The following is a 26,558-nucleotide window of genomic DNA, read 5'->3' on the forward strand; positions in this document are numbered from 1 at the left end:
CTCAATTCATACCAGGAGATCCCATGAAAAACTCATCACTCACCAGTTTGCTGAAGCCACTGACGCTGGCTACGCTCCTGCTTGTTTCTGCGCCATCCCAAGCGCAGCAAAAGCTCCAGATCGCGGGCAACTTCGCCACCGAACATCCGAGCAGCGTCGCCGTCGAAAAAGTGTTCAAAGCGGAGATTGCGAAGCGCACGAACAACGAATTGCAGGTTGACGTGTTCCCCGCCATGCAGCTCGGCGGCGCGAAGGAAAACGTCGATGCAGTGCGCTCCGGCACGTTGGCGTTGACCTGGGTTGGCGCAGCCTACATGTCGCGCATCGTCCCTGAACTTGAAGCCGTGGCATTGCCCTTCGTGTTCCCGAATCGCGAAGTCGCGCTGCGCGTCATTGACGGCGTCGTTGGAGATGTAATCGAGAAAAAGCTGCAGGACAAGGGATTCACGTCGCTCGGCTGGATGGAACTTGGCATGCGCCATATCACCAACAGCCGTGGCCCGATCTCGAGCGTCGCTGATCTGAAGGGGCTCAAGCTGCGCCTGCAGCCGAGCGAGACGCACTTGTCGTCGTTCCGTGCGCTTGGCTCCAATCCTGTGTCGATGGACGTCAAGGAGCTGTACTCGGCACTCGAGCAACACGTCGTGGATGCGCAGGAAAATCCCTACACGGTGATCTCGGCGTCGCGTTACGGCGAGGTGCAGAAGCACCTATCCAATTCCGGCCATTTCTTCGACTTCATCGCTGTCATTGGCAGCAAGAAGGCTCTCGATCAGCTCAAGCCTGAACACCAGAAAGCGGTGCGCGAAGCGATGACGGCGACGATCGCGTACCAACGCAAGCTGGCCATCGAAACAGAGAGCAAAGCTCTGGGCGAGCTGAAGAAGACGATGACCTACACCGAAATTTCGCCAGCCATGCGCGAGGAAATGCGCAAGCTGACGGCGCCCGTGATCGACGAGGTTGTCAAGAAGCGTGCTGGCGCAGCGCTGGTCGACCAGGTCCTGTCCGAAGTTGCCAAAAAGTAACTGTCAGACACCACACGGAGGTCCACGTGAGCCACCCTGTCCTTCCCGTCGTTTATGACACCCAATCGTGGCCGGGACGCACCCTGCATGCGCTCGATAGATTCGTGCTGTTATTGCTCTTGCTGGCTGTCACAGTGATGGTTGGCGTGGTCTCGGCGCAGGTCGCCTTGCGCTACGGCTTCAACAGGTCCTTCGACTGGGCCGACGAGGTGTCGCGTCTGGCCTTCGTGTGGAGCATTTTCTTGGCCATACCGCTCGGTGTGCGCCAAGGCGCGCACATTGGTATCGATATCGTCGTCGCCAAGATGCCATCGCAGGTACAGATGGTCTTGAGGCGCGGCGGCGCTTGGCTCTGCGCCGTGATGATGCTGGTCATCGCTTGGGCTGCGCTGGGTGTGGCGACCGAGCAGTGGGACGAGTTCATGTCCGTGCTTGACTGGAGCGTTGGCTGGTTCATCGTGCCAGTTGGCGTCGGTGCAATGCTGTCAGCGTTGCATTTGATCCGCATCGCGATCCAGGGGCCGTCGACGTTTTTCGCCGGGGGTGCCAAATGAGCGCCGCCATCGTCCTCGGCTTCATGCTGCTGGCCTGCCTGGGCCTGCCGATTGCGTTTGCGATGGGTGTCGCCGCGATGGTCGCACTGTGGGTCACCGGTGTTGACTTCTCGATGGTGCCGCAGCGAATGATGCATGCGGTGAATTCCTTTCCCCTGATGTCAATTCCGTTCTTCATGCTCGCCGGTGAGTTGATGATCAAGGCCGGCATCGTCGAGCGACTGATCTCTCTGGCCAATTCGGTGGTCGGCCGGGTACGAGGCGGCATGGCGCATGTAACGATGCTGTCCGGTGCCGGGTTGGCCACCGTGTCGGGTGCGGCGGTTTCCGACGCCAGCGCCTTGTCAGCCATCCTCGTTCCTTCGTTGTCAAAGATCTATGACCGGCCGTTCGCAGCCGCAATTGTGGCCGCAGCCGCCAACCTTGGGCCGATCCTGCCGCCGTCGGGTGCGATGATCGTCTACGCCTTCATGGCCGGCTCGTCGGTCTCTGTTGGCGGCTTGTTCATGGCCGGCGTCGTGCCCGGCATCATCATCTGCGGCGGCTTCATGCTGTTGTGCTCGTGGATTGCTGGTCGACGTGGGTGGGCTGTCACAGGAGACCCCTTCAGCGTCAAGAACGTGCTGGTCGAACTGCGCCGGTCATTGGTCGTGCTGCTGATGCCGGTGATCGTGATCGGCGGCATCGTTGGCGGCGCCTTCACGGCCACCGAAGGTGCAGCGATCGCTGTCGTCTATTCGTTGGCGATCGGCTTCCTGATCACGCGCAAGCTTTCTCTGAGTGACTTGCCTGGCATCGTCGTCCGCGCCGGAATCACATCCGCCGTGGTCGGTGCGCTGATCGCTTTCGCGTCGATCATCACGTACCTGATGACTGTCGACCTGTTACCACAGCAGTTGTCGGTTTTCCTGCGGGCGATGACCACCGACCCACTTGTCTTCATGGGATTGGTGGCGGTGATCCTGTTCATCGTTGGCATGTTCCTGGAGTCGAACGCGGCTTACATCATGCTCGTGCCGCTCCTGCACCCGATCGCGCTTCAATACGGTATTGACCCGCTGCACTTCGGCTTTGTCTTCGTGCTCAACCTCGTCATCGGCATGCTCACGCCCCCGGTCGGCGTCGTGCTCTTCGTCGTCAGTGGCGTCACCCAAGTGCCCATGCGAGAGCTCGTCAAAAGCGCATGGCCCTTCATCACGCTGATGTATGCCGTTCTGGCCCTGTGTATCTTTTTCCCCGCCATCGTCACGACCCTGCCGCGAGCGTTGGGTTACTGATCTGTCCTGGTTTCCGTTCGCCTCATCATCCACCTCAGGAGACTTTCATGTCGCTCAAGCACCATCTGACAACCATCGCTGCGGCGCTCGCGCTGTCCCTCGGCCTTTCCTCCGGCGCACAAGCCCAGGACCGCGTCGCCCTCAAGGTTGTCGGCCAGCCCGCGGCCACCGGTTTGATCCAGAAGAACAAAGAAAAGCCCTTCTTCGACGACTTTGCCAAGCGCACTGGCCTGCCGTTCGACGCCGACTACAAGTCGATCGACTCGCTCGGCATCAAGGACACTGAACAGTTGCGTGTGATGAAGGCCGGCCTGTTCGACATCGTGTCGCTGCGCGTGTCGCAGAACTCCCGCGACGAGCCAACGCTGCTCGGCATGGACCTGGTTGGCGCCGCGCCTGACTATGCGACCGCTCGCAAGGTGTACGAGTCCTACAGCGATGCGCTCGACCAGCGACTGCAGAAGCAGTTTCAGGTCAAGCTACTCGGAATCTGGCCCTTTGGCCCGCAGATCCTGTTCTGCAAGAAACCGATTGCCAAGCTCGCCGATATGGCCGGCATGAAGGTACGCGTCTACGATCAAAACCTGGCCAAATTCATTGAATCGGTTGGTGGTACGCCGGTGCCGCTGTCTTTCACCGAAGTGCACCAATCGTTGTCGCTGGGTGTGGTCGATTGCGCAATCACCGGCCCCAGTTCGGCCAACTCATCGAACTGGCCCGAAGTGACAACGCACCAGTACGCGCTTGGCTTCCAGATGGCCATGAACGGCTATGCAATGTCGATGAAGTCGTGGAATCGCTTGAGCCCTGATCAGAAATCGAAGATGCAAGCGGCGTTCAATACGCTGGTTGACGACATCTGGGCCTATTCGCAGGAGCTGACGCAGGACGCCATCAACTGCAACGCCGGAAAAGATCCCTGCACCACGGGCAAGAAGTTCAAACTGGTCAACGTACCTGTCACCGACGCCGACAAGGAAACGGTGCGCAAGGCGGTGGCCTCGATCTCGCTTCCTACCTGGGCTGAAATCTGCGACAAGTCCAATCCTGGCTGCTCCGCCGCCTGGAAGAAGACCGTCGGTAAAGCCATCGGCGTTCAGTGACCTGATCCACCCCGCTCGTGCGGCGCGCACCTCGCGTCGCCCGCCCTGTACTTCGAACCAGGATCCCATCATGAAAGACGCCATCGAACGCTGGCTGGGCACACTATTCGGTTTCATCTTCGTCGCCTTGTCATGCATGGTGGCGGTCGAGACGCTGGCCCGAAAGATCTTCAACTTTTCGTTGCAAGGTGCCGATGAACTCGGCGGATACACCTTGGCGCTAGGGGCAACAATTGCCTTCAGCCTGGCTCTGATGGGACGCACGCACATCCGCGTCGATGTGTTCCACGACCGCCTGCCGTCATGGCTGCAAACTGGGCTCAACTGGTTGTCTGTGGTCTGTCTGGCCGCCTTCGCAGGGCTATTGGCCTATCTCGCATGGTTCGTCGTCCAGGACACGCAGGCATACCAGAGCGTGTCGCAGACGCCTTGGGCCACACCGCTTCAGTATCCGCAATCGGCCTGGCTCGTCGGGCTGATCATGTTCGCCTTGGTGTCGGTCGGCTTCGCCCTGCGTGCCACCTGGCTGCTGGTGCGCGGTGACTTCAGGGTCCTGAATCTCGAGTTCGGTCCACGCACCACCAAGGACGAGGTCGACGAAGAATTGCATGACCTCAAGGCACGTTCAAGCAGCGAGACCATGTCACCAAGCGCTCTTGTCTCTACCGGAGCGCAAAAATGAATGTTTCCTACATCCTGATTGCATTCGCAGCCATGCTGGGCATGATGCTGCTCGGCTTGCCGATCGCCGTGGCCATGGCCGCGATCGGCATCGTCGGGGGTCTGTTCGCCTATGGCGTGCCGTTCATCGATTCGATCGCGCCAGTCGTCTGGGGTGTCCATAACGACAACCTTTTGACAGCGATTCCGCTGTTCGTGCTGATGGGCGAGTTGCTGCTTCGTTCGGGCATCGCCGACAGAATGTTCGGCGCGCTTGCTGCCTGGCTCGGACGACTGCCTGGCGGCTTGCTGCACACCAACGTCGGTTGCAGCGCGCTGTTTGCTGCGACGTCAGGCTCTTCGGTAGCCACGGCCGCCACGATCGGCACAGTGGCGCTGCCGTCGCTGTACAAGCGCGGCTACCGCATGGACATGTCGCTCGGGTCCATCGCCGCCGGCGGCACGCTCGGCATCCTGATACCCCCCTCTGTCAACATGATCATCTATGGCTCGTTGACCGATACCTCGATCAGCAAGCTGTTTGTCGCCGGCATCATTCCTGGCCTGCTGCTGGCAGGGGCGTTCATGGGCTTCATCCTGTTGCATGCTTTGTACACCGGCAAGGCAGTGCGCGAGGAAAAGGTTCCCCTGGCGACGCGAATGCACCTGTTGAAGGACCTTGTGCCGCCCGGAGTGGTGTTCTTCATTGTGATGGGCAGCCTGTACAGCGGCTTGGCAACCACCACCGAATCGGCAGCGCTGGGAGTGATCGCGTCACTGCTGTTTGCCTGGAAGAGCCGAAAACTGACATGGCCGCTGCTGCAGCATTGCTTCGTGCAAACCGCCAAGACCACCGGCATGATCCTGCTGATCATCACCGCCGCGTTCATTCTCAACTTGGCGATCAGCCTGACCGGTGTGGCAGAAGCGATGACCGCCTGGGTCACCTCCTTCGGGCTCACTGCGACACAGTTGTTGCTGGTGCTGATTACTTTCTACCTGTTGCTCGGCATGTTCATGGACGTGCTGTCAATGATGGTGGCAACGATACCCATCACTTTCCCCATCGTCACCGCGATGGGTATCGATCCGGTTTGGTACGGCATCTTCATCGTGCTGATGTGCGAACTCGGCATGATCACGCCGCCCGTTGGAATGAACCTGTTTGTCGTGCATGGCATCCGGCCCGACAAGGGCGGTATCCATGACGCCATCGTCGGCGCGCTGCCATATGCCTTGATCATGATCGCCTTCACGATCTTGCTGATGCTCGTGCCAGGCATTGCGACCTGGTTGCCGGGAAAGATGTGATGAACGCTAAAGATGAAAGCGCGCTGTGGCGTCTGTCGGCCAGCGATTTGCAGCATTGCTATCGCGCTGGCACTCTGGACCCAGTCACCGTTACGCAGGCGGTCCTGGATCGCATGGACGCGGTGAACAGTCGCCTGAATGCCGTCATCGCGCGGCGCGACTCGCGTGTGCTGGATGAGGCGAGGGCCTCCGCGAAGCGGTTTGCCAACGGGCAGGCGCTGTCTGCACTCGACGGCATCCCGGTAACAGTGAAAGACAGCCTACTGACGGTCGATCAGCCGACGAGCTGGGGAACGAAGGCACTGCGTGAGCATCAGCCCGGACACGACGAGTTCTCCGTTGGCCGCGCACGCTCGGGCGGCGCTTTGATTGTTGGCAAAACCAATGTGCCGGAGTTCGCACTCGAAGGCTACACCGACAACCCGTTGTTCGGCACCACTGGTAATCCCTGGTCACTGTCATTGACTCCAGGCGGTTCGAGCGGTGGTGCAGTTGCTGCCCTGGCCGCTGGCATCGCTCCACTGGCCATCGGACAAGACGGCGGTGGGTCGATCCGCCGACCGGCGTCACATGCCGGTGTGGTCGGTCTGAAGCCGTCGTTGAGTGCATGGCCTCGTCAGCATGTGCTACCCAGTCTGCTGCTTGACTTCGAAGTCATCGGACCCTTGGCCCGTACTGTGGCCGACGCGCGGCTGCTGTTTGATGCCTTGCGCGGGCCGGACCCGGTCGATCGATCATCGTTGACGGCCGCGCAGGCTGCGCAGGCATATCCGCGTTCGAAGGCGCCGAAGCGCCTCATCTACGTCGAGCGTTTCGGCAGCGCGCCGCTGGACCCACAGATTGCGCGCAGTGCACAGCAAGCCGCCCACGTTTTCGCCGATCTGGGTCACCATGTTGAAGCCCGTGCGTTGCCACTGGACCTGGACTTTTTCGTTGAGGCATGGCCCCAGATCGGACAGATCGGACTGGCGCGCATGTTCGAGGCGCACCCCGACTGGGCCGAACAGGCCTCGGTCAAATATCGCGACATGGCAGACGCGGGCCGGCGCCTGCCAGCGTCGCGCCTGTGGCAGATCATCGACCACGTGACACAGCTGAGGCGCTCCTGTGCCGCTCTTTTTGAAGGCGTTGATGGCATCTTGATGCCGTCCGCAGCAGCCTTGCCCTGGCCCGCAAAGGAGGCCTTTCCGCCTCGCATCGACGGACAGGATGTCGGCCCGCGGGGTCACGCGATCTATACCGGCTGGGTCAATGCGGCCGGCCTGCCCGGACTGGCGATGCCTGCTGAGCCGTCGTCCGAAGGACTGCCGATCGGCGTCCAGTTGATTGGCGCTTACGGCAGTGACGACACCCTGCTCGATCTGGGTGAAACCTATGAAGCCGCAGCTCCCTGGGCCCACCGCTGGCCCGACCTGTGATGAAAGACCATATGAACATCATAGAAACGACAACAGGTCTGCTGGAGCGCGCGCGGCACAACCACGAACCAGTGGCGGCAGGCACGTCGTTCGTGCCGGACGCATTGTCTGCGTACGCCGTCCAGGAGGCTGTTGCCGCCCGTTTCGGCTGGTACGGTGATGCGCCTGCGTGCTACTGGAAATCGGGCGGACCTTCGCGTGAGGCCGTGCTCACCCATGCGCCACTACCGCCCGATGGGGTCTGGTCGAGCCCAGCCGAAGCAGGAAAATGGCCGTTCCAGATGCGTGGCATCGAAGCCGAGATCGCCTTGAGACTGGCCTGTGATGTGACACCACTCATGGCCAGAGAACTCGACCTCAACCAGGCAGAAAAGCTCGTCGACGCGATGTGTGTATCGATCGAGATCGTCGACTCGCGGTGGATCGAAGGCTTGAACGCACCTGCGCTGGCAAAGCTCGCGGATCTGCAGTCGCATGGAGCGTTGGTGCTCGGTGAATGGACTCCGTTCCAGCCCCAAGACTGGGGGCAACAGTCCTGCCTGGTGCAGATTGGCGGCCAGCCCCTCGTTGAGCGGCGCGGCACCCATCCGATGAACGATCCCCTGTTCGTGCTGCCAGCCTGGCTGCGCCATGCGACACGGCAAGGTCGGCTTACTCCAGCGGGGACCGTCGTCACGACCGGTACCTGGGTCGGCATCCTGAGTGCGGCCGCGGGCGACCACGTCCACGTCTCATTCGAAGGCATTGGCCAAGCGTCGGTGCAATTCTAATTTTCATTGCCTCCATACATCATGATCCTCCTCGACAAACACCCTTCTGGTCGTCACTTCCTGCAAATCCCTGGTCCCAGCCCAGTGCCAGACCGCATCCTGCGTGCAATCAGTCTGCCAACCATCGACCACCGCGGCCCCGAGTTCGGGGCCCTTGGCTTGAAAGTGATTGCCGGCCTTCAACAAGTATTTCGAACTCGGCACCCGGTGTGCATTTACCCGGCGTCGGGCACCGGTGCCTGGGAAGCCGCTCTCGTCAACGTCATGAGCCCTGGAGACAAGGTGCTGATGTTCGAGACCGGACATTTCGCAACGCTTTGGAACAAGATGGCGCTGCGCCTTGGCCTCGATCCGGAATTCTTGGCCCTGCCCGGTTACGACGAGGCCACCGGCCTGCCCAACAGTTGGCGCCATGGCGTGCAGGCCGACCAGATCGAACAGCGCCTGCGCGAGGACAGCGATCACCGGATCAAGGCCGTGTGCGTGGTGCACAACGAGACCTCTACCGGAGTGACCTCCGACATCGCTGCGGTACGCCGCGCAATCGACGCCGCAGGGCATCCGGCGCTGCTGATGGTCGACACCATCTCGGGCCTGGCCAGCGCCGATTACCGCCACGATGAATGGGGCGTCGATGTCACGATCAGCGGTTCGCAAAAGGGCTTGATGATGCCTCCGGGCATCAGCTTCAACGCCTTGTCGCCAAAGGCGATCGAGGCCAGCAAGTCTGCACGTCTTCCGAAGGCCTTCTGGGCCTGGGATGAGATCATTGAGATGAACCGGACCGGTTACTGGCCCTACACGCCAAACACCAACCTGCTCTATGGACTCAGCGAGGCGCTGGACATGCTGCTTGGGCAGGGACTACCGGCAGTCTTCGCGCGCCATCAGCGTTGGGCGACTGGCGTGCGAGCTGCGGTGAATGCCTGGGGTTTGCCGATCCAATGTGCCGACCCAAACGTCTATTCACCGGTACTGACCGGGGTGATCACACCACCGGGCGTTGACGCCGATGCGTTGCGCCGCTTGATTCATGATCGATTCGACCTCTCGCTCGGTGCCGGTCTGGGCAAACTGAAGGGACGCATGTTCCGAATTGGGCACCTCGGGGATTGCAACGACCTGACCTTGATGGGTGCCCTGTCCGGTGTCGAGATGGGTTTGAAGCTGGCAGGCGTACCGCTGGCTGGCAGCGGTGTGGCGGCTGCCATGGCGCAGTTCGCAGGGGAGCCATCGGTGCCGGATGTGCTGAAAAGCCACAACAATCGATGAATGGGGTGCCTGTGCTGAGTGCCCCGTTGACTCTTGATACCTTGAATGCCATGGACCGCAGTGCGTTCGTCGACGCACTGGGTGAGACCTTCGAACACGCGCCCTGGGTCGCCGAGTCGGCGTGGCTCGAACGACCTTTCGCGAGTGCTGAGGCGCTACACGCGGCCATGATCGGGGTGGTGCGCCGATCACCACAGACGACGCAAATCGCTTTCCTGTGCGGACATCCCGAGCTGGCCGGGCGCGAGGCGCAAGCCAGATCGTTGACGAACGATTCGCAGCACGAGCAAGCCAGCGCGGGCCTGGGTTCAATGACGCAGGAGGAAATGGCGCGCATGGCGCACCTGAATGGCATATACCGTGATCGACACGGCATACCCTTCATCATCGCCGCGTTGCGCCATACGAAGGCGCAGATTTTCGACGAAATGCAGCGCCGCATTGATCGCGATACGGCCGATGAGTTCGTCGAGGCCATGACGCAGATCGCCCATATCACCCGCCTGCGTGTGCGAGCACTCCTGTCCGTCAATTGATCGAGTGCGTATGCCGGAGCTCGACACTCCCGTTTCGAGCTCCGCTCCGCGATATTTGATAAGCGTTGACTATGCGCGCGCGGCCAGGAGAATTTGATGCGTGTCGATGTCAGTTGAACATAGCCGGATCAGTATGAATGTGGTCACCGATGTAAAACTGCGCCATTTACCGATGTACCTTTGAACCATCCATGAGGGACAAGCTTGCCGGAAAGACGAGACCTTCGGCATGAAAAAAATGGCCTATTACAGGTGGTACATAGCCCATGCCTCTTGGGTCCCGAGCGACAGCGGTCACAAGCGAAAGTCCGCTGTTGCCAGGCCCTGATTTACGGCAGTGTTTAACGATCAGCCTGTTCCTGAATGGACCAGTAGCTCGGTAAGATGCGCGTAAAAGGCTTCCCTGGGTCGGGCACCGTCGCTTACCTCGGTCGCGAGGAGTCGTTCTTAATGCGCGACCAGGCTGGCATGTATTGAGAGGCCGGTGACGGAAGTGCAGCGGTCGTTCGACCCCTCCATCCTCGAAAGACAGGTGACCGCTGCGGCCTACATTCAAGCGTTTCAGGTCACCGGCAGCAGCCAGCCTCAAGTCGACTTTGCAGCGACTTCTTGCGTTCATCCGGTTTCCCATCATGGTCCGCTTTTCGGATGGGAGCGGGCATACAGACGCCTCGTTGCTGCGACTGACGCCGGAGGTCAAACTGGACCCAACTGTAAGATTGCTCTGAAGCATCCAAATGCAAACCAGCCAATGCGGAAGTTCAGGGCCAAAGCAGAGAGCCCAATATCTGCGGGGCTCAAGGGAGGAGATCAGTGCCGAAGCAACTCACGCTTCTACTCGACACAAACGTCCTGATTCCGTTACAGGACTCGTATGCCGTGCTAGGTGACAACCTAGCAAACTTCCATCGGCTAGCGCTTGTCGGCGGTCACAAGCTGGTCTATCACCCAGCAAGCATCGAAGACTTCGAAAGGGACACCGACCTAGGCCGGCGCGCCAGGAATTTGGAGCACGTCCGCCGGTACCCGGCTCTGGAGCGTCCCGCCAAATGCCCCTGGAACACGCCGGCAACGAGCCCAAACGACGCCTGCGACAACGAAATTCTGTACGCCCTTGAGTGCGACGCAGCACATGCGCTCGTCACGGAAGATAAGGGGCTTCTGACAAAGGCTCGAGCACGCGGTCTGGGTCACCGAACCTACAACATCCAAACGGCCGAAGATTGGCTGCGGCGGCTGCATCAGCCGTTCGACGTCTCGCTGCCAAACATCGACGATCAGCCGCTGCACAGCCTGACACCAGAGCTGACAGGAGCGTTCTTTGACAGCCTGCGCGATGGCTACGACGGATTCGACGAATGGTTCCGCAGGAAGGCCAGGGAGAACAGAAAAGCCTGGGTCTACCGGGATGAGACCGACGTGCTTGGCGCGATTTGCGTCTACGACGTTCAGAGCAATGAGCTAGTCACCAATGAGGGAAAGCTCCTAGACGGCAAGGCGCTGAAGCTCTGCACGTTCAAGGTCGGCCAGAGCGTGAGAGGGCGCAAGATTGGCGAACTCTTCCTGAAGGCAGCCTTCCGCTACGCAACCGAGAACGCCTGCGAGCACATCTTCACCCACGCAGACGTAGATAAACACGCCTACTTGGTGAACCTCCTTGTCGATTTCGGCTTCGAGGACATCGGCCCTTATGGAAAGGACAGGGTCTTAGTGAAGCAGCACCCTCTCAACGCTCCAGATTCGGCAGGACTCCCCGCACTCGAATATGTCCGACGCTTCTACCCCCACTATCAGGCAGAACATCAAATCCAGAAGTTCCTAGTACCAATCAAGCATGAGTTCCATCAGATACTTTTCCCTGACTATCAGGCGCTTCAATCCCAGCTCTTTGCACCCAGAGGAAGCGTGGGCAAGAGGGTGTGCAGAATTTTGTGTAAACGGACAATCCACCGCAGGCGAGAGCCTGCTTGTCCGCAAACACAATGACAACCAAGAAGCACGAAGTACCGCAAGAACTGCTGGCCAGCCTGCTGGCCGACTACAAGAAGCCTGAAGACCTGATTGGCGAGAACGGCCTGCTCAAGCAGCTGACCAAACTGCTGGTGGAGAAGGCGCTGGACGCCGAACTGACCGAACACCTCGGTCACGAACGCCACGAGGCCGTGGCCAATGCCAGCGGTAACACCCGCAACGGCAAGAGCAAGAAGACCCTCAAGGGCGAGTTCGGCGAGCTTCCCATCGAAGTGCCACGCGACCGCCACGGAAGCTTCGAGCCCCAGCTCATCCCCAAGCACCAGACCCGCTGGAACGGCTTCGACGACAAAATCATCTCCCTGTACGCCCGCGGCATGACGGTGCGCGAGATTCAGAGCCACCTGCAGGAGATGTACGGCGCCGAGGTCTCGCCCAGCCTGATTTCATCGGTGACGGACGCCGTCAGCGAAGAGGTCAAGGTCTGGCAGGCCCGCCCGCTGGACGCCATCTATCCCATCGTCTACCTGGACTGCATCCACGTGAAGGTGCGCGAGGGCGCGGTGCGGGTCAAGGCGGTGTACCTGGCCATCGGCATCAACATGAATGGCGAGAAGGAGGTGCTGGGCCTGTGGCTGGCGCAGACCGAGGGTGCCAAGTTCTGGCTGCAGGTGGTCACCGAGCTGCGCAACCGGGGCGTACAGGACATCTTCATCGCGTGCGTTGACGGGCTCAAGGGCTTCCCCGATGCCATCGAGGCGGTGTTCCCCAAGGCTGTGGTTCAGCTGTGCATCGTGCACATGGTGCGCCACAGCCTGAACTACGTCTCATGGAAGCGCAGAAAAGATGTTGCGGCGGACCTGCGCCACATCTACCAGGCCGCCACCGCCGAAGAGGCCGAGCTGCGCCTGGGCGAGTTCGAAGCTAAGTGGGACTCGGACTACCTGCCCATTGGCCAGTCCTGGCGCAGGAACTGGAGCCGGCTGACGCCGTTCTTTGACTACCCGGCGGAAATCCGAAAGGTCATCTACACGACCAACGCCATCGAGTCGGTGAACATGGGTCTGAGGAAGCTGAGCAAGAACCGGGGCTCGTTCCCCAGCGACGAGGCGCTGACCAAGCTGTTCTACCTGGCCCTGCGCAACATCAGCCAGAAGTGGACCATGCCCATCCGCGATTGGAAGGCTGCGCTGACCCGCTTTACCATTCAGTTCGGAGACCGCATCTCCGTCAACTGAAGTCCGAACCGTTTACACAAAAATTCGGACACGCCCGTGGGCAATGCCATCAAGCTGGCCTACCTTTGCCATGCGGCATCTAAACAGATCAAACCGGGCGACGTGCTGCTGTTCTACAGGTCAGAGGATGAGCAGTCGGTCACCTCGCTCGGTGTCGTGGACCAGTTCGCTGTGCTTAGCGACGCGGCTAGCATCGCCGCCATGGTCAGCAGACGCACCGTTTACAGCATCAAAGAGATTGAAAAAATGGCCACTCGGCCAACGAAAGTCATCCTCTTCAGGCTCGTAAAGCATTTCCCAGCACCGGCATCCCTAAAGCGCCTTCTCGATGACGGGGTGGTCGCTGGCAACATTCAATCTATCACCAAGATTTCCGATGAAGCGTTTTCAAGAGTGCTTGCGACCGCAGGGGCCTAGAGCCGTGCTGCTTTCCGTCAAGCCAAGGTTTGCCGAGCAGATCCTCGATGGGACCAAGACAGTGGAGTTTCGTCGGTCATGGGCTGTCGAGCCCGTTGGCCTGGCCGTCGTCTATTCCAGTTCTCCAGTCCAGCGACTCGTTGGCATCGTGGGAATCGAAGGAGCGGTTATCGCGTCACCTGCGTCCGTCTGGACGAAATGCCGCGCGCGCGGTCCGGGTCTAGAACGCAAGGAACTGATGGAGTATTTCGCAGGCAAGGCCCAAGCCTTCGGAGTCTTGCTGGGAAGTCTGACCCTTCCGGAGAAGCCGATTCGGCCAAAGTCTCTGTTCAGGGGGTTCCGCCCGCCGCAGTCCTTTCGCTACTTGACTACAACCGAACTGCGTCTCATCGGCAAGCACTTCGGCCTGGTCGAGGAACCCGAATGACCATCTTCGTCGCAGGAGTCCATGGCGCGGGAAAGACCTTTGCCACCAAACCAGCCTGTGAGAAGCTAGGGCTGATGCATGCCACGGCCAGCCAACTCATCAAACAAGAGCGCGGACAGGCCACTTGGGACGGCGCGAAGTTGGTTTCGGACGTGGACCAGAACCAGGCAGCGCTCATCTCGGCCGCAAGGCGCATCCGAGAGAGCGGTGCGACGCTCGTCTTAGACGGCCACTTCGTGCTCCGACGAGCACCAGGCACCCATGAAAGGCTGCCTGTCGACGTGTTCCGGGAACTGAAGTGCTCGTCCGTCTTATTGATCCGCAGTCCGGTGCAGGTCCTGCTTGAGCGTCTACATGCAAGGCAGGACATGAGCTGGACTGAGTCAGAACTATCCGAGTTCAGCATGGCCGAGGACACTCACAGTGCTGAGGTCGCCGAGGTATTGGGTCTTGACTTAGAAATTCTCGATTCGCCGAGCGCCCAGGAGGTGGAGATCTGGTTGGATCGGCTCTCGAAAAGCGCGAGCGCCTCTCGCCAATAGCCGAGCGTCGAAGGAGAAAAAAATGCGTTGCCTCTTCTGCAAAGCCGACTCGTCGACCTCACGGTCCAGGGAGCACATCGTGCCCGAGTCCTTCGGAAATACCGAGCACGTTCTGGAGCCTGGCGTTGTCTGCGATGGGTGCAACAACTACCTGGCGCGCGAGGTCGAGAAGCCGATTCTTGACTCCCTGTACTTCAAGGAACGCCGTTTCAACGCTGTCGTTGCAAACAAGCGAGGACGCTTCATCCCGTTAGATGGTTTTCATCTGCAGTCAGGCAAGCGCATCCAGGCAAACGCGGACACCGGCGAGGGCATCAGCATCGGCGCCCATCCAGATACTGACGAGGCGCGTCTCATTGAGAGGCTGTTGAGCCAGCCTCGAGGAACGTTGATATTCCCGATGGCAACACCTCCAGAGGAACGCGCCCTTGCTTGTTTCATCGGAAAAGTTGGCCTCGAGGCACTGGCGTCTCGGGTCATACAAGCTGGCATGTCGCATGAGGAACTGGTCGACAAGCCAGCTCTTGACGAGCTTAGAAACTTCGTCCGCCGTGGAAGCGGACCGCTTCAATGGTCCGTCGGCCGACGGCAGTTGTACCCACCGGCAAAGGTCTTCTCAGATGGCGACGAGCACTACGAGCTTCTCCATGAATACGAGCTGCTTCTGAGGCCAATCGATGTGGCCAACGACCTCTATGCCTGCTACATATCTCTAGTGCTCTTTGGTGAAGAATTTTCCCTCAACATGGGCGGACCCGGACTCGATGGCTTTGAGACGTGGCGAGCAGGGGCTGAAGTCTGACTGGTAAAGCATTGCGTGACCGCTCTTTGAGCACGCAATCCATGTGCGCCAATGACCGCAATCGGTAGAAGCTGCCGATAGGCAGACAGGCCACGAACGGTGGCATTCAGCCTCGAGTGCCCTTTCAAGTTCATAAGCTTTGCAGCGTTATCGCCATCCGAGCAAGCGCTGAACGAAAGCTCAGCGTCAAAAACCGCCGTTTACTCAGGAGTTGTTGTCTTCAACGTACTCGAAGAGTTCGTTGATGGGAATTTGAAAGTACTTGCACAGCGCGTCGACGGCATCCAGTTCGATGCGGTTGGCAGTCTCCTGATAGAGCAGCGTTATCGTGTTGCGATGCAGCCCGGTGTCTCTGGCGACATCACTGATCTTGAGCTTTCGCTCTCCCATCAGGCGGGACAGGTGGCACTTGATCACGACACTCTCCGTGTAGAAATATCACTCAGGATGACAAAAAGTCCTTGACAGTGGCATATTGGTGCCCATAATGTCATTCAGGATGAAAAAAAAGCTTTATGCATGGCTTTTTTCAATCCTGATTGTCCCACCATCGTCAAGGAGTGAGAAGTGAGCACCTGTACCTATCTGACGACAGATGAACTGTCGTCCCGCATCAAGTACGACAGCCGGACCATACGGGACCGACTCAAAGACAGTGTGTTGCTCGAAGGACGGCATTACATCCGGCCCTTCGGCGGCCGCAAGACGCTCTACATTTGGGAGCATATCGAGTCCGACATGGCGCAGCACTCTGCGGTGAGCAGCGACGCCATTCCTCTGGCCAATGGAGGAGTTCTCCATGGGTAGCATTCGTCGTCATGAGAGCAAAGGGACGCTCTTCATGGATTTTCGGTTTGCAGGTCAACGGCTGCGCGAATACACCTCGCTTGCCGACACCCCCACCAACCGCAAGCGCCTGCTCAAGGCCTTGGATCGCATCGAGGCGGACATTGCGCTGGGCGCCTTCGACTACCAAAAGACCTTCGGCAAGCCGCTGCCGGCCAAGTCGGACGAGGCGGGGGCTGAGGAAGAGCAGGTAGGAAGCGAAGCGCTGGCACCCAAGCCCGCGACTCCACTGTTCAAGGACTTCGCCGAGACGTGGTTCAAAGAGGCGGAAGTGAGCTGGCGCCGCAGCTACTCCATCACTCAGCGGGGTGCACTGGACAAGTACCTGATCCCGTTCTTCGGAGAAAAAGAGGTCGGCCAGATCACCAAAGCAGACACACTGGCCTTTCGGGCTTCACTCGCCAAAGTTCCCGTCCGAAAGTCCAGCAAAACCTTGTCCAACCGACGCGTCAACTCCGTGATGAAGCCATTGCGACAGATCCTCAATGAAGCGGCCGACCGGTTCGAGTTTACGTCCGCCTTCCGCAACATCAAGCCGCTGAAGATCAAGCGCAGCGACGTCATGCCGTTCACGCTCGATGAGGTGCAGCGCATCCTGACCACGGCCAGGGCCGACTACCGCAACTACTTCACCGTGCGCTTCTTCACCGGGATGAGAACGGGGGAGGTGCATGGCCTGAAATGGAAGTACATCGACTTCGAGCGTCGCCTGATCCTGGTGCGCGAGTCCATCGTGCTCAACGAGGAAGACGATCTCAAGACCGATGGCAGCATGCGCGACATCCAGATGACCGAGATGGTGTTCGAGGCGCTGCAGTCGCAGTTCCGTGCCACCGGTTCGCTCTCGGAATTCGTGTTCTGCACCCGTGGTGGCAAGCCGATCAACAACCAGAACTTCCTCAACCGGGTCTGGGCCCCGCTGCTGCGCCACCTGGAGCTCCAACACCGGCGGGCCTACCAGATGCGGCACACGGCGGCGACCTTGTGGCTGGCCAGTGGTGAAGCCCCCGAATGGATTGCCCGCCAGCTAGGCCACACCAGCACCGAAATGCTGTTCCGGGTCTACAGCCGATACGTGCCCAACCTGACCCGGCGCGATGGCTCGGCCATGGAGCGCCTGCTCAAGCAGCACATCTCCCTGGCGCCCGTGACCGGTGCGATCACGCCGATCCACCTGGCGATTGAAGGACCGCCCAGCGAGCTGCCGGCCACCTAGACCACCTCCCTGGAACGAACAGCCAAACGCCCAACGAGCAGGGCAGGGCGAAGCCTTGCCTGAAGCCTGCCCATGGACCCATTCATTCACCCAATCACCTGTCATCTCAGAAAGCGAGCAATTACATGACCTCCAAACCACGTTCATCCAGAACCACCGGCTCCACGGTGCCCCGGCGCCTGCTCAAGCCAGCCGCCCGGAAGAAACCGAACAAGCAGCCGGCCAACCCCGGTCGCCGGTTCAGGAAGGCCATGCAGCCGACAACCCCGGCGATCCCCGCACGGCGCACGGGCAGCGACACCGTGCAACGCCACCACCTGCTGGCACAGGGCTTCCTCTACCTCGATCCGGCATACACCGACGGCTTCAGCCCCGATGTGATGGACACCTTCTGGGGCGAGGTGAACCGATACGCCTGGACCATCTGCCTGCAAGCACCGCACGATGTCTTTGATCTGGTGATCGCGCCCTCGGATCTCCTGCACAGCCTGCGGGTCGGCCAGCCCTCTGCGGACCCGAGCCCACGACCTGCCGTGGATGTCGAGAGCGCGCCGGCACCAGACGTTGTGCAGCCCGACGCCGACGCCCAGCCAGACCCCGGGCCGCACCCCATCGTGAGCTTTTCGGGGCTGGATGGCATCGTGCTGCTGCCGGTGCACGAGGGGCTGTGGATCCTGCTGCACGGGCTGAACCCAGACGTCAACGACGCGTTGCGCGCCCTCGCTGGACAGATGGCCACGCCCGACGTCGTGGGCAGTCTGTTGCCACAGTGGATGGAGCTCAGCTGGACCGATTCGAACTGGCCGGGTTCACCACCGGGTGAATGCATGGCGAGCAACGACAACTGCTTCATCAGCCTGCTGGCCCGCCCCGACCAGCAGGCCACGCCCCTCGATGTGCGCCAGCGCTTCTTCGTCTGGATGGTCCGCACCCAGCCGAACGGCTGACCGCGACCACCTTTCCCCTCATCTACGTTCGCCGACCGATTCCCTTTCCAGAAAGAAACCGATGAACACACCCACCGACGACACCCCACAACCCGAACCCCGTCCGCGCAAAGGAACGGGAGGGGGAAAAGAATCCGGCAAGGCCGCGCAGACCGCCTGGGAGCAGGCCCACTGGAACCACAGCCGCGTGCCCAGCGCCAGCGAACTGATGGCCATGGGCGCGCTGTTCCAGGGCCTGACGCCCCACCGCATGAAGCAGCGCCAACTGGCGATTCTGCGCGAACACGTGCTGCAGTACCGCATCCGTTGCGGGCATCTCGAGATCGACCGCTTCATGGAGTCGATCTTCGAGACCGACTTCAACCTGGAGTGTTACTTCAAGGTGCACGAAGCCCGCACCAGTCCTTTCCTCCATCCCTTGAGCCGGGGATTGGGCAAGGTCACGCCCTTCGAGCTCGCCAGCCAGCTGGCCTGGCAGTGCTCGATCGCGCCCGGCGTGCAGCTGGACGAAGCGCCAGTCATGCACGCCGCCGGGTTCTTCCACGCCTGTGGGCATTTCTGGTGCGCACACCCGCTGGAAGTGGCCAAACGCGGAACGCCTCAGGTCAGCCTCAGCGAAGTCCGGCAGGCCCGGCGCCGGATGTTGCGAGTCGACCTGGATTTCCTGATCCGGCAGGTGCCCAAGGAGGGCCGCCTGCTCCGGTCGCTGCTGCTGGGCGCCGAGGCGGGCGACGGAGTCGATATCGAGCAGCACGCCCGTTTGTTGACCGTGCTCCACCTGTGGGGCGAGCGCATCACCTTCCCGTGGTGGACGCTGGTCAACGGCTTGAAGAACTGACCCCCACGACCGGAAGGACATGAACATGAATGCGAACAACCCACTCACACAGGAAGCAGGCCGCAAGCGCTTCCGAGATCTGGCTGTGCTGACGGTTCTGACCGGCACAGGCATGTATCGGACATGTCAGGATGCCCTTGCCAGGGATACCGCGGTCGAGGCCAGCGAACCGTCGGACACCTTGAATGTGATGCGCATGGCCTGCTTTGCTGTTCTGCTTCAGCTGCCAGAGATCACCGTTCTCCCCAACCCGATCAACCAAGGCCATGCCGGCACCCTGGTGGTGCCTTTGGGTGAGGGGCAGATCCTGAAGCTTCCCGCCAGCGCCAGGCGCTACATCGGTGTGTTTCACCGGAGCCTCTGTGCCAAAACGATCTCGCGCACGTCAAAGGAGTGAACGCCATGTACAAACTGATGCCCCAGTCGCGCATGAGCTGGCACTACGAGGAAGCGCAGCTGCCCAGCTGCGAACGCGGTTCGCGCCGCGCACCGGATAGAAGGCCGGTGCGCACGACCCGTCCGACGCCGTGTTACGTCTACCTGCTCGTGCACCGCCTCTCGCCGCGCTTCAAGATCGGTGTGAGCGTGGACCCGCAGGTGCGTGCACGCGGCCTGCCCGACGCCGAGCACATCGCGGAAGAGAGTTCGCTCAAGGCCCTGTTCTCGGACCGCCGGCGTGCGATGGAGATCGAGAAGAGCCTGCACAAGCTGCTGAGCGGTTTCCGGCTCCACATCCACGGTGAGGGGCCTGAGCGCTGGGATGGTGGCACCGAATGGTTTTCGATAGATGGCCTGAGCCACGCGGTCAACCTGCTGTCACAGACACCGCTGGGTGATGAGCAGACCACGCTGGTGACGCTCACTACGCTTGCCGACGAGAGCTACACAAGGGGGCAGCGCCGGCTCTGTCACCGCGAAGCCCAGACCCGGCGCTGGTTCGAAGCGACGCACGCCAATCTGCGGCAGATGAACGAGATCGTGAAGGCCCTGCGCAAGCTCAACGACAACCTGGACATCGTCCTGCAGTCCGCACAGACAGCTCAGCCTACCCCACCGGACGTTGTCAAAGGTGGAGAGGCCGACGCCCTGGACGAACCCCAGGCGGCCCAACCGGAGGTGGTCTACCTCTACGGGCTGGGTGACCTGTGGGAGAGCGAGATGCTGTCCAGCCGATTTCAGATGAGCGACTCGGCGTTCTGGATGTTCAGGACCGGGCGCTTGCGCCAGCACGGAGAGCAGCGTTCCTGGCTCACCCGCATCCACTTCGATCCCGATTCCCGTGGCACCCTGGCGCTGTGGGTGGAGGACCGCAATGTGCTCAGAGCACTGCCCGGCGGGCCACGCATGCTCGCCCTCTGGGATGGGCTGTGGGAGGGTTGACCGGAGGCATCAACAAGGGTGAGGGGGCTCTCGGCCCATCCAGCCCAAGGCCTGAACGAGGGCCTTGGGTCCCCTCACCAACCACCGTGAAAGATGGCAGGTTTCGATGACACCGAGTGCCACAGGTTCTTCCTGTGTCAAGACCAAAGGGGCGCCAAACAGCCGACCAAAACCACCGGGCGAATGCCTTGACATGGCGGAAAAGCATGAGATTTTGGTGGTGATGAAAAAAGCAACCACCTCCGACGACAGCTCGCGCCCTCCCTAGCGCGGGTGACTTCGACCTGCTGAGGCAGGAGACCCCATTTCTCAACCACCGAAGTACCAAAAACCCAAGGAGCAGGGCAGGGCGGAGCCTTGCCTGATCACACCGAAGAACGCCTCACTCACCACCTCGCTGTGGGTATTGCCAGGCGATCTTTTCAACAACACGAACGAAACCCGCATGAACCGCAAGACCAACCAAAACCCCAAGACCGTTGCAGCCGTGAAACCCCAAGGCAAGGCCTCAACCCAAGCTGCTGCTAAAGCCAGGGCAACGACGAAAAAAGCCAGCCCGCGCAAGACGAAGCGGGCCGATGCGCCTCGGCGCCAAGCCCAGGAACGCCCGGCCTGTGTGAGCCGCACGGTGCAACTGCACCAGTGCAACGGCATCTGCGTGATCTTTCTCGATGCCAGTCCGGTGATCGCCGGCGATCCGCAATTCAAGGATCGATTTCGGGATGCGTTGCGCACCACAAACATCCGCCTGTGCTTCAGCACGGAAACCGACGCATACGACTTTGAACTCACGCCGTTTTACCTCGAGGGTCCCGACGCAGAGGAGGGCGGCGAGGGGCAGGCGCACGTTGAGGCGGACGAGGGCGGAGAAGGGGCTGCTGCACGTTGACGTTTCTTCATCACTCGACCCACAGCCATAGCCCGTTTTCACGCTCAAGGAATCCAGCATGCAAAACCCATCCGCACCCTTTCAGCCTCGCCCACAATTCCACCCGCGGCGTCTCAGCCCATATGTCGAAAGACGCCGTGACATGGCCAAGCTGGCCAACATGTCAGCCCCGCTGCAGCCGAACATCGCTCGCTTCCCTAGCGGGACCGAGCCGCTGCGATTGCATCCCTTTTGCGTCGAGCCAATGCGAGAAAACCTGCATATCCGGCGCAAGCACATGGATGACCCGGTGCTCGAACGTTTTGTCCAGCGGGTCTTTGCAGACGACCTGATGGTGGAGTGCTACTTCCAGCCCCGGGCGCTCCATGCCAGATCCTTGCCTTCGGAACAACGGAGCCTGGAGCAGTTGCCGCTGGACGCTGCGTTGCGCGCGGCACTGCGGGCTTTCTACATGGACATCGTGACCCAACCCCATGAACGGCAGCTGGCATATGCCGCATCACTGATCTATTCTTGCGGGCTGTTTCATTGCCTACATCCGTGGGTGGTCAAGACCACGGGTCTGAACGATGTGGCATTCAACCGGGCCGACGGCGTTCGCGGTCATCTGCTGGAGTGGCCATTGCATCAGCTGCGCGTGGAAAACGCCGCCATGGGCGATACCTTGGGCGAGGTGTTCGATCAGGGCATCAACGAAGACATCGACCCCGAACAAGTGAGCCGCATAGGCACGGCCGTCTGGCTGGCCAATCGGCGGGTGGCCGAACTGTGGACCGCCTGAAAAGTGGAGAGCCGCCATTGCGCCGAGCAGGTCTTGGCTGCTGCGCCACACCGCCAAACCTGATAGACCCACAAAAGCGTCCTGCGGGCAAGGCACGCGTGCCGTCATTGCTCGAAGGGCTCGCCCATGACAAACACACCCTCTGAACCACCATCACCCATCCAGGTCATGCATTTGCCCAACATCAAGCCACTCACAAGAAGTCGGCAGCGCGACGGGTGCTCGGAGACCGGTCCGTTGGATCGTCGGTCGCGTCGGCAATTGAACGCCTTGCAGAAGAAGCTAGAGAGCAACTCAGAGTACTTGGTGCGTCTCTTTCAACTGCTGCTCGTTTTGGTGACCGTCCAGATCGCGGTTTGGGTGTTGGGCATATAGCGAGAACAGCAGCTCAAGTCGGCAGAGCCGATTGCCAACATGCCAAGAAAACCTTCGGGTCTGGGTGTAGCGACGGTTCCGTGATCGAAGGGCACCTGGACCCCTGTTGGTAAGTGCCTGGCCTCACAGTCGCAACCAAGGTCGGGACAAGGCTGGTTGCTGCCTGTGACGTTGCACGCCTGAATGTCGGCAGCCGAGGTCACCTGTCATTCAAGGACGGAAGGGTCAACCGACCGCAGCACAACCGTCACCGGTCACTCCACACAGGCCAGCCTGTTCGCGCTTCGAGAACGACTTCTCGCGACTGAGGTGAGCGGCTGTGCCCGGCCCTTTGTCCTCGTCAAGCGAACCGCCCACGGAGGAGCTTGCCCGTGCCGCCCTTCAACTCGCTACGGTCGATGAGCTTGCTTCGGAACTGGAAGTCCCGATCAATGCGGACGATCAGTAGCTGCTCAAAGTTGCCCTGGCTTTTGACCAATACGATGTCGCTGGCCTTCTCGGGCGAGATGGTCTTCACCTCAACAAGCTTGCCGTCAATCGTTCCGTCTGACCCGGGCGCGTGAGTCACATGGCGGCGAAGCCCAAACTTGATCTCCGCGTAGATTTCTCCGAGTTCGCCCCAGACCTGCAGGTATCGGCCAGTGTTCGCGAAATGGCGTTCCGCACAGTCAACCAAATCTCGGAAGACTTCCACCTGTTCAAGGATGCTGAACGGAAAACCATCCCTCTTTCCGGCAGGCGCGATTGAGTTGGCATCCTCCTCTGGCTCGCCGTTGAGCTGCTTTTCAGCCCACTCTCTGTCGATGTACTTCCACTCCCAGGGTGCTACGCCGGTGGCCGCAGCATCAGCAATGTCCTCGGCGCTGTAGCCACGGTCGTGCATCTCATACAGAAATTCCCAATCGCTCACAATACCCTCCTCAGCTGTTACCTCACAATTATTGACCGCTACGCGACCATTGGACGTGTGCCGTGCAGCAATGACTGGGCGCCGTAACGGCAGTTCTGAAGCAGCCATTCTGTTTTCTTGTTTGTCCCACATGATGGAACCCATGGACGCCGCCGATCTCTTCAAGTCCAAACCATCATCGCTGCTGCACTCGATTGCTGAGCACTTTCAGAACGATAGCCGCGACTTTGCGACCCGCTTCGATGTGCTTTGGGAGAACGGAAGTCTGCTGCACAAGATGGGACGCACAAAGTCATTTGTTGACCTCCTAATGTCAGTGGAGTGCGTACTCAAGGCTCACGCACTTTTAAGCCAGAGTGACAAACCGGTGGAAGAGGCTTACCTAGCCGTGCGACGATCGGGTCACGACCTGAGAATGCTGGTCGGTCTAGCCAACTACACGCCCGACCGCACAGCCTACGAAAGGCTTGCGGACAGCGTTGCTGATCTTCAAGTACACCTCCGATATTCATTCGAGGCCTACGAAGCCTTCTTCCCGGCCTGGACTGGCCGCAACGACGCGGAGATGAACTACACCGCCACGATCTCCAACAATCCGTGGGTCCTATCAATCAGAGCTGACGTGCAAACTCTCATCGACGCCTCACAACCTGAGTTCACCGGGTTCATTGGTGACGACATTGAGACTATCTTGAAGGGCGAGGCCGAGATGCGCCAGTTTTACGACGAAATCATCAAGAGACGTTGATGGGCACCGACCCAATCTACCGCGCTACCGGTTTTGACGGAAATCCGACTCCCCACAATATGGGCGGCGCCTCTTACCCGAGCAGACGTACAGCTCAGCACATTCAAAGTCCGATCCTGGCCGGGACTGCGAGTTCGCGGTCAAGCTCGGCAACGGTCCTTGGCCACGTACCAGATCGAAGGACCATTGTCGACAACCAAGACCATCGCGAGCCAACCCAATACGGATGCTGGAAACAGGGTTGCACCGTGAGCCTAGCTCAACTTCGAAGCCTGGCTGAAGGCCTAGACACCGGAAGGACGTGCCCCATTGCCATAGAACGCGCTCAGGGCCGCACTATTCCCACGCCACGTATTCAAGCGAGATGACACCCTGCGGAGTGCAGAGCCTGAACGCGTCGGGGCGTTCAATCGAGACTCCGAACGCACTGCCCAGCTGCAGCAGCGTGCCGGGCGCCGGGCGCGTGTAAGGAACGGGCGGCCACACCGGGCAGGCTTGCGCACGCACGAGCGCGGGCCAAAGGTGCGAAACGAAAGAAATCTCAGCGCCGTCATAGGAGGCAGACAAGAGTCCCACTAAGTAGCCCCGGCTGTCGAAGACCGGGCCACCGCTCGTTCCGCCAGGTACAGCGCATTCGATAGCGAGGCAAGGTCCCGGAAGGCGGCGGTCGCGCCCGTTGGGGTAGCGGTCGATGACGCGACCGAGCTGGCATTGCGGGGCCATCTCGATGCGCATACTGCTTGCTATTGCTTCGGTGCCGTCGCCCGCAGCTGAGAGGCCCGTCACAGTGAGCACATCGTCCAGCACGGGCATGCGGGTGGTGAGACTCGCGGTCATAAAGCGTCGGTCTGCGGGGTAGCTTGAGGTCAGCGCCATCGATAAGACGGCAAGGTCACTGTCCGGCACAAGCGCCATGCGAAGCACAGTCCACAGCAGCATGCCGCCGTCGGGCAGCGGCGCCTGCACGACGAGCGTCGCCTCGTCGCGTTGGAGCTTGCCGTAGAAGTCATGCTCATGGAGAACGTGCGCCGCGCACAGCGCAAGGCCAGGCCCAACCATCACGCCAGAGCCGTAAGTGTGGTGCCCGTCGCGGTCGCGAAAGCTCAGCGCGAGCAAGATTCCGTTTTGCGCACCCACGCGCATGTAGTCGCCGTTCGAGCCTTCGAAAAGCAAGCGCTGCGCGACGAAGGTGATCGGCTCGGCGGGCGCAAGCTCCTGCTCGGGGTCAAGCTGCGCAACGGTCGTGGCGTAATCTATTTCCTTTGATGCTTGTTGCTTCGTCATAGATGGACTAATACCCATTGAGGAGCCAGACCGTGACCATGAAGATTCCGCGAATTCTGCGGTGCTGGCCGGATCCTCCTATTCGCGGATGGCAGGGGAAGCAGCCGCTGGTCTGTGATGCGGTCGAGGCCCGGAGACCGCTGACGGGGTGCGCTGCGAACTCACAGACCCGGCCAGGAACGAACGTCGCTCAGCTGATGGAGCAGTCCTTCAACATTTACAAAAAGGGAGATCTGGAGGACGCGGCACATTCATCATCCCATCAATAGAAGAGCTACGCCACAGTTGCTGACTGGAATGGCGCCAGATTTAGGCGGGTACGTCATCATCGAAGTTGTTCCAATGCCCGCAAAGTTCGCACGCGCCTCCGGTAAGCGGAACCGTGTCGTTTTCGCAGAACTCGCACTCTGCGACAAGGAGTCCGTTAGTTTCCATTTTTTTTCGAATTCGAACACCGTGATTTCGCGAGAATTCAGTTAGTTCACCAATAAGCATCTGCCATGTGTCGTCGCGCTTGAACTCATACGCCAAGTCGCGCCCTAGGTGTTCGAGTGCAAAGGCGAGGCAAAAGCTCAATGCGCTCCCGATAATTAAATCCGCTTCGCCTTTCGTTGTCTGCCATTCAAAATGCTCGATGGCATTGCGCGTATTGCGAAGTGAGCGTAGAAGACGTTCGTCCTCGATCGAGATCGGAACACCCGAAATCTTTCTAAGTCGGCTTATAGCTTTATCTACCGTCACAGTTCTCGCATCAATATTTGGAAACTTATCTACGTCTTCCCAAATAAGTGCTTGATTCGTTCGACTCAGTCGCTCCTTCAGGAGCAATTCGGAAGCGTGTGCAACGCCGAGAATTGCCTGCTTGAGGCGAGACGTATCCGCCGATATTTCCCTCCATGCAAGCAACTCTATGGCACGGCTCAATGAGTCTTGCGCATTGTCGAGCATGGTTAGGCGAATGTTCATGAGCGTTTCCCAGGACTTAAAACGTGTATCTCGCAAACCTTGCGAGATTAGT

At 60.1% G+C, this 26,558-nt stretch carries 29 protein-coding genes; 25 read left to right on the forward strand and 4 right to left on the reverse strand.

Annotated features, from left to right (window positions below):
- Positions 1-23 precede the first annotated feature (23 nt).
- The 16 genes from F3K02_RS18270 to F3K02_RS18345 all read left to right on the forward strand — a co-directional run bounded on the left by F3K02_RS18270 (position 24) and on the right by F3K02_RS18345 (position 15,326).
- Positions 24-1,028, forward strand: coding sequence for a TRAP transporter substrate-binding protein (locus F3K02_RS18270; protein ID WP_177137049.1), 1,005 nt, complete (start codon positions 24-26; stop codon positions 1,026-1,028).
- Positions 1,029-1,054: 26 nt separating this feature from the next.
- On the forward strand, positions 1,055-1,582 hold the full coding sequence (locus F3K02_RS18275; RefSeq protein WP_177137050.1) for a TRAP transporter small permease subunit: 528 nt from the start codon (positions 1,055-1,057) through the stop codon (positions 1,580-1,582).
- Positions 1,579-2,859 (forward strand): TRAP transporter large permease, encoded by a 1,281-nt coding sequence (locus F3K02_RS18280; protein ID WP_177137051.1) that lies wholly within the window; start codon positions 1,579-1,581, stop codon positions 2,857-2,859. Before F3K02_RS18275 ends, F3K02_RS18280 begins: the two co-directional genes overlap by 4 nt.
- A 47-nt stretch (positions 2,860-2,906) precedes the next feature.
- Positions 2,907-3,962: a TRAP transporter substrate-binding protein gene (locus F3K02_RS18285; RefSeq protein ID WP_177137052.1), complete on the forward strand. Its 1,056-nt coding sequence runs from the start codon at positions 2,907-2,909 to the stop codon at positions 3,960-3,962.
- Positions 3,963-4,032: 70 nt separating this feature from the next.
- The gene (locus F3K02_RS18290; RefSeq protein ID WP_177137053.1) at positions 4,033-4,644 is read left to right on the forward strand and encodes a TRAP transporter small permease subunit; all 612 of its coding nucleotides are present in this window, start codon (positions 4,033-4,035) and stop codon (positions 4,642-4,644) included.
- Positions 4,641-5,933 (forward strand): TRAP transporter large permease, encoded by a 1,293-nt coding sequence (locus F3K02_RS18295; protein ID WP_177137054.1) that lies wholly within the window; start codon positions 4,641-4,643, stop codon positions 5,931-5,933. The genes F3K02_RS18290 and F3K02_RS18295 overlap by 4 nt, the downstream gene beginning before the upstream one ends.
- A complete protein-coding gene (locus F3K02_RS18300; RefSeq protein ID WP_177137055.1) occupies positions 5,933-7,351 on the forward strand; it encodes an amidase in 1,419 nt (472 codons plus the stop codon). Before F3K02_RS18295 ends, F3K02_RS18300 begins: the two co-directional genes overlap by 1 nt.
- A gap of 11 nt (positions 7,352-7,362) precedes the next feature.
- Positions 7,363-8,121 (forward strand): fumarylacetoacetate hydrolase family protein, encoded by a 759-nt coding sequence (locus F3K02_RS18305; protein WP_246309577.1) that lies wholly within the window; start codon positions 7,363-7,365, stop codon positions 8,119-8,121.
- A 21-nt stretch (positions 8,122-8,142) separates the two neighbouring features.
- Positions 8,143-9,393, forward strand: a complete 1,251-nt coding sequence (locus F3K02_RS18310) for a pyridoxal-phosphate-dependent aminotransferase family protein (RefSeq protein WP_177137057.1) — start codon at positions 8,143-8,145, stop codon at positions 9,391-9,393.
- 26 nt (positions 9,394-9,419) lie between these two features.
- On the forward strand, positions 9,420-9,929 hold the full coding sequence (uraD, locus tag F3K02_RS18315; RefSeq protein WP_246309579.1) for a 2-oxo-4-hydroxy-4-carboxy-5-ureidoimidazoline decarboxylase: 510 nt from the start codon (positions 9,420-9,422) through the stop codon (positions 9,927-9,929).
- Positions 9,930-10,742: 813 nt separating this feature from the next.
- Entirely contained in the window at positions 10,743-11,915 is a 1,173-nt protein-coding gene (locus tag F3K02_RS18320) for a GNAT family N-acetyltransferase (RefSeq protein WP_177137059.1), read from the forward strand.
- Positions 11,912-13,138 (forward strand): IS256 family transposase, encoded by a 1,227-nt coding sequence (locus F3K02_RS18325; protein ID WP_177137060.1) that lies wholly within the window; start codon positions 11,912-11,914, stop codon positions 13,136-13,138. Before F3K02_RS18320 ends, F3K02_RS18325 begins: the two co-directional genes overlap by 4 nt.
- Before the next feature lie 36 nt (positions 13,139-13,174).
- Complete coding sequence (locus tag F3K02_RS18330) at positions 13,175-13,555, forward strand: EVE domain-containing protein (protein WP_177137061.1); 381 nt, start codon at positions 13,175-13,177, stop codon at positions 13,553-13,555.
- Positions 13,556-13,559: 4 nt separating this feature from the next.
- Positions 13,560-13,982 (forward strand): ASCH domain-containing protein, encoded by a 423-nt coding sequence (locus F3K02_RS18335; protein ID WP_177137062.1) that lies wholly within the window; start codon positions 13,560-13,562, stop codon positions 13,980-13,982.
- Entirely contained in the window at positions 13,979-14,524 is a 546-nt protein-coding gene (locus F3K02_RS18340; RefSeq protein ID WP_177137063.1) for an ATP-binding protein, read from the forward strand. The genes F3K02_RS18335 and F3K02_RS18340 overlap by 4 nt, the downstream gene beginning before the upstream one ends.
- 22 nt (positions 14,525-14,546) lie before the next feature.
- Positions 14,547-15,326 carry an HNH endonuclease gene (locus F3K02_RS18345; RefSeq protein ID WP_177137064.1) on the forward strand — a complete coding sequence of 260 codons (780 nt, stop codon included), beginning with the start codon at positions 14,547-14,549 and terminating at the stop codon, positions 15,324-15,326.
- 204 nt (positions 15,327-15,530) lie between these two features.
- Here F3K02_RS18345 and F3K02_RS18350 read toward each other — a convergent pair whose 3' ends face one another.
- Positions 15,531-15,743, reverse strand: coding sequence for a helix-turn-helix domain-containing protein (locus F3K02_RS18350; RefSeq protein WP_177137065.1), 213 nt, complete (start codon positions 15,741-15,743; stop codon positions 15,531-15,533).
- 150 nt (positions 15,744-15,893) lie between these two features.
- Between F3K02_RS18350 and F3K02_RS18355 the strand changes: the two genes are divergently transcribed.
- From F3K02_RS18355 to F3K02_RS18390, 8 genes are all read left to right on the forward strand, one after another.
- Positions 15,894-16,133, forward strand: coding sequence for a hypothetical protein (locus F3K02_RS18355; protein WP_177137066.1), 240 nt, complete (start codon positions 15,894-15,896; stop codon positions 16,131-16,133).
- Positions 16,126-17,388: an Arm DNA-binding domain-containing protein gene (locus tag F3K02_RS18360; protein ID WP_177137067.1), complete on the forward strand. Its 1,263-nt coding sequence runs from the start codon at positions 16,126-16,128 to the stop codon at positions 17,386-17,388. The genes F3K02_RS18355 and F3K02_RS18360 overlap by 8 nt, the downstream gene beginning before the upstream one ends.
- A gap of 125 nt (positions 17,389-17,513) precedes the next feature.
- Positions 17,514-18,335, forward strand: a complete 822-nt coding sequence (locus F3K02_RS18365; protein ID WP_177137068.1) for a hypothetical protein — start codon at positions 17,514-17,516, stop codon at positions 18,333-18,335.
- 61 nt (positions 18,336-18,396) lie between these two features.
- On the forward strand, positions 18,397-19,173 hold the full coding sequence (locus tag F3K02_RS18370; protein ID WP_177137069.1) for a hypothetical protein: 777 nt from the start codon (positions 18,397-18,399) through the stop codon (positions 19,171-19,173).
- 25 nt (positions 19,174-19,198) lie between these two features.
- Complete coding sequence (locus F3K02_RS18375; protein ID WP_177137070.1) at positions 19,199-19,570, forward strand: hypothetical protein; 372 nt, start codon at positions 19,199-19,201, stop codon at positions 19,568-19,570.
- A 5-nt stretch (positions 19,571-19,575) separates the two neighbouring features.
- Complete coding sequence (locus F3K02_RS18380) at positions 19,576-20,553, forward strand: GIY-YIG nuclease family protein (RefSeq protein ID WP_177137071.1); 978 nt, start codon at positions 19,576-19,578, stop codon at positions 20,551-20,553.
- Between the two features lie 445 nt (positions 20,554-20,998).
- Entirely contained in the window at positions 20,999-21,442 is a 444-nt protein-coding gene (locus tag F3K02_RS18385; protein ID WP_177137072.1) for a hypothetical protein, read from the forward strand.
- 142 nt (positions 21,443-21,584) lie between these two features.
- On the forward strand, positions 21,585-22,223 hold the full coding sequence (locus tag F3K02_RS18390) for a hypothetical protein (protein ID WP_177137073.1): 639 nt from the start codon (positions 21,585-21,587) through the stop codon (positions 22,221-22,223).
- A gap of 715 nt (positions 22,224-22,938) precedes the next feature.
- Here the strand turns inward: F3K02_RS18390 and F3K02_RS18395 are convergent.
- Positions 22,939-23,652, reverse strand: coding sequence for a DUF6998 domain-containing protein (locus F3K02_RS18395; protein WP_246309581.1), 714 nt, complete (start codon positions 23,650-23,652; stop codon positions 22,939-22,941).
- Between F3K02_RS18395 and F3K02_RS18400 the strand changes: the two genes are divergently transcribed.
- Positions 23,651-24,256 (forward strand): hypothetical protein, encoded by a 606-nt coding sequence (locus tag F3K02_RS18400; protein WP_177137074.1) that lies wholly within the window; start codon positions 23,651-23,653, stop codon positions 24,254-24,256. The two genes, F3K02_RS18395 and F3K02_RS18400, sit on opposite strands and share 2 nt — an antisense overlap.
- Before the next feature lie 336 nt (positions 24,257-24,592).
- Here F3K02_RS18400 and F3K02_RS18405 read toward each other — a convergent pair whose 3' ends face one another.
- On the reverse strand, positions 24,593-25,540 hold the full coding sequence (locus F3K02_RS18405; RefSeq protein ID WP_177137075.1) for a S1 family peptidase: 948 nt from the start codon (positions 25,538-25,540) through the stop codon (positions 24,593-24,595).
- A gap of 309 nt (positions 25,541-25,849) precedes the next feature.
- On the reverse strand, positions 25,850-26,506 hold the full coding sequence (locus tag F3K02_RS18410) for a hypothetical protein (RefSeq protein ID WP_177137076.1): 657 nt from the start codon (positions 26,504-26,506) through the stop codon (positions 25,850-25,852).
- Between the last annotated feature and the right edge of the window lie 52 nt (positions 26,507-26,558).

It is taken from the genome of Hydrogenophaga aromaticivorans, assembly GCF_013387465.1.
GTDB classification, from domain to species: domain Bacteria; phylum Pseudomonadota; class Gammaproteobacteria; order Burkholderiales; family Burkholderiaceae_C; genus Hydrogenophaga; species Hydrogenophaga aromaticivorans.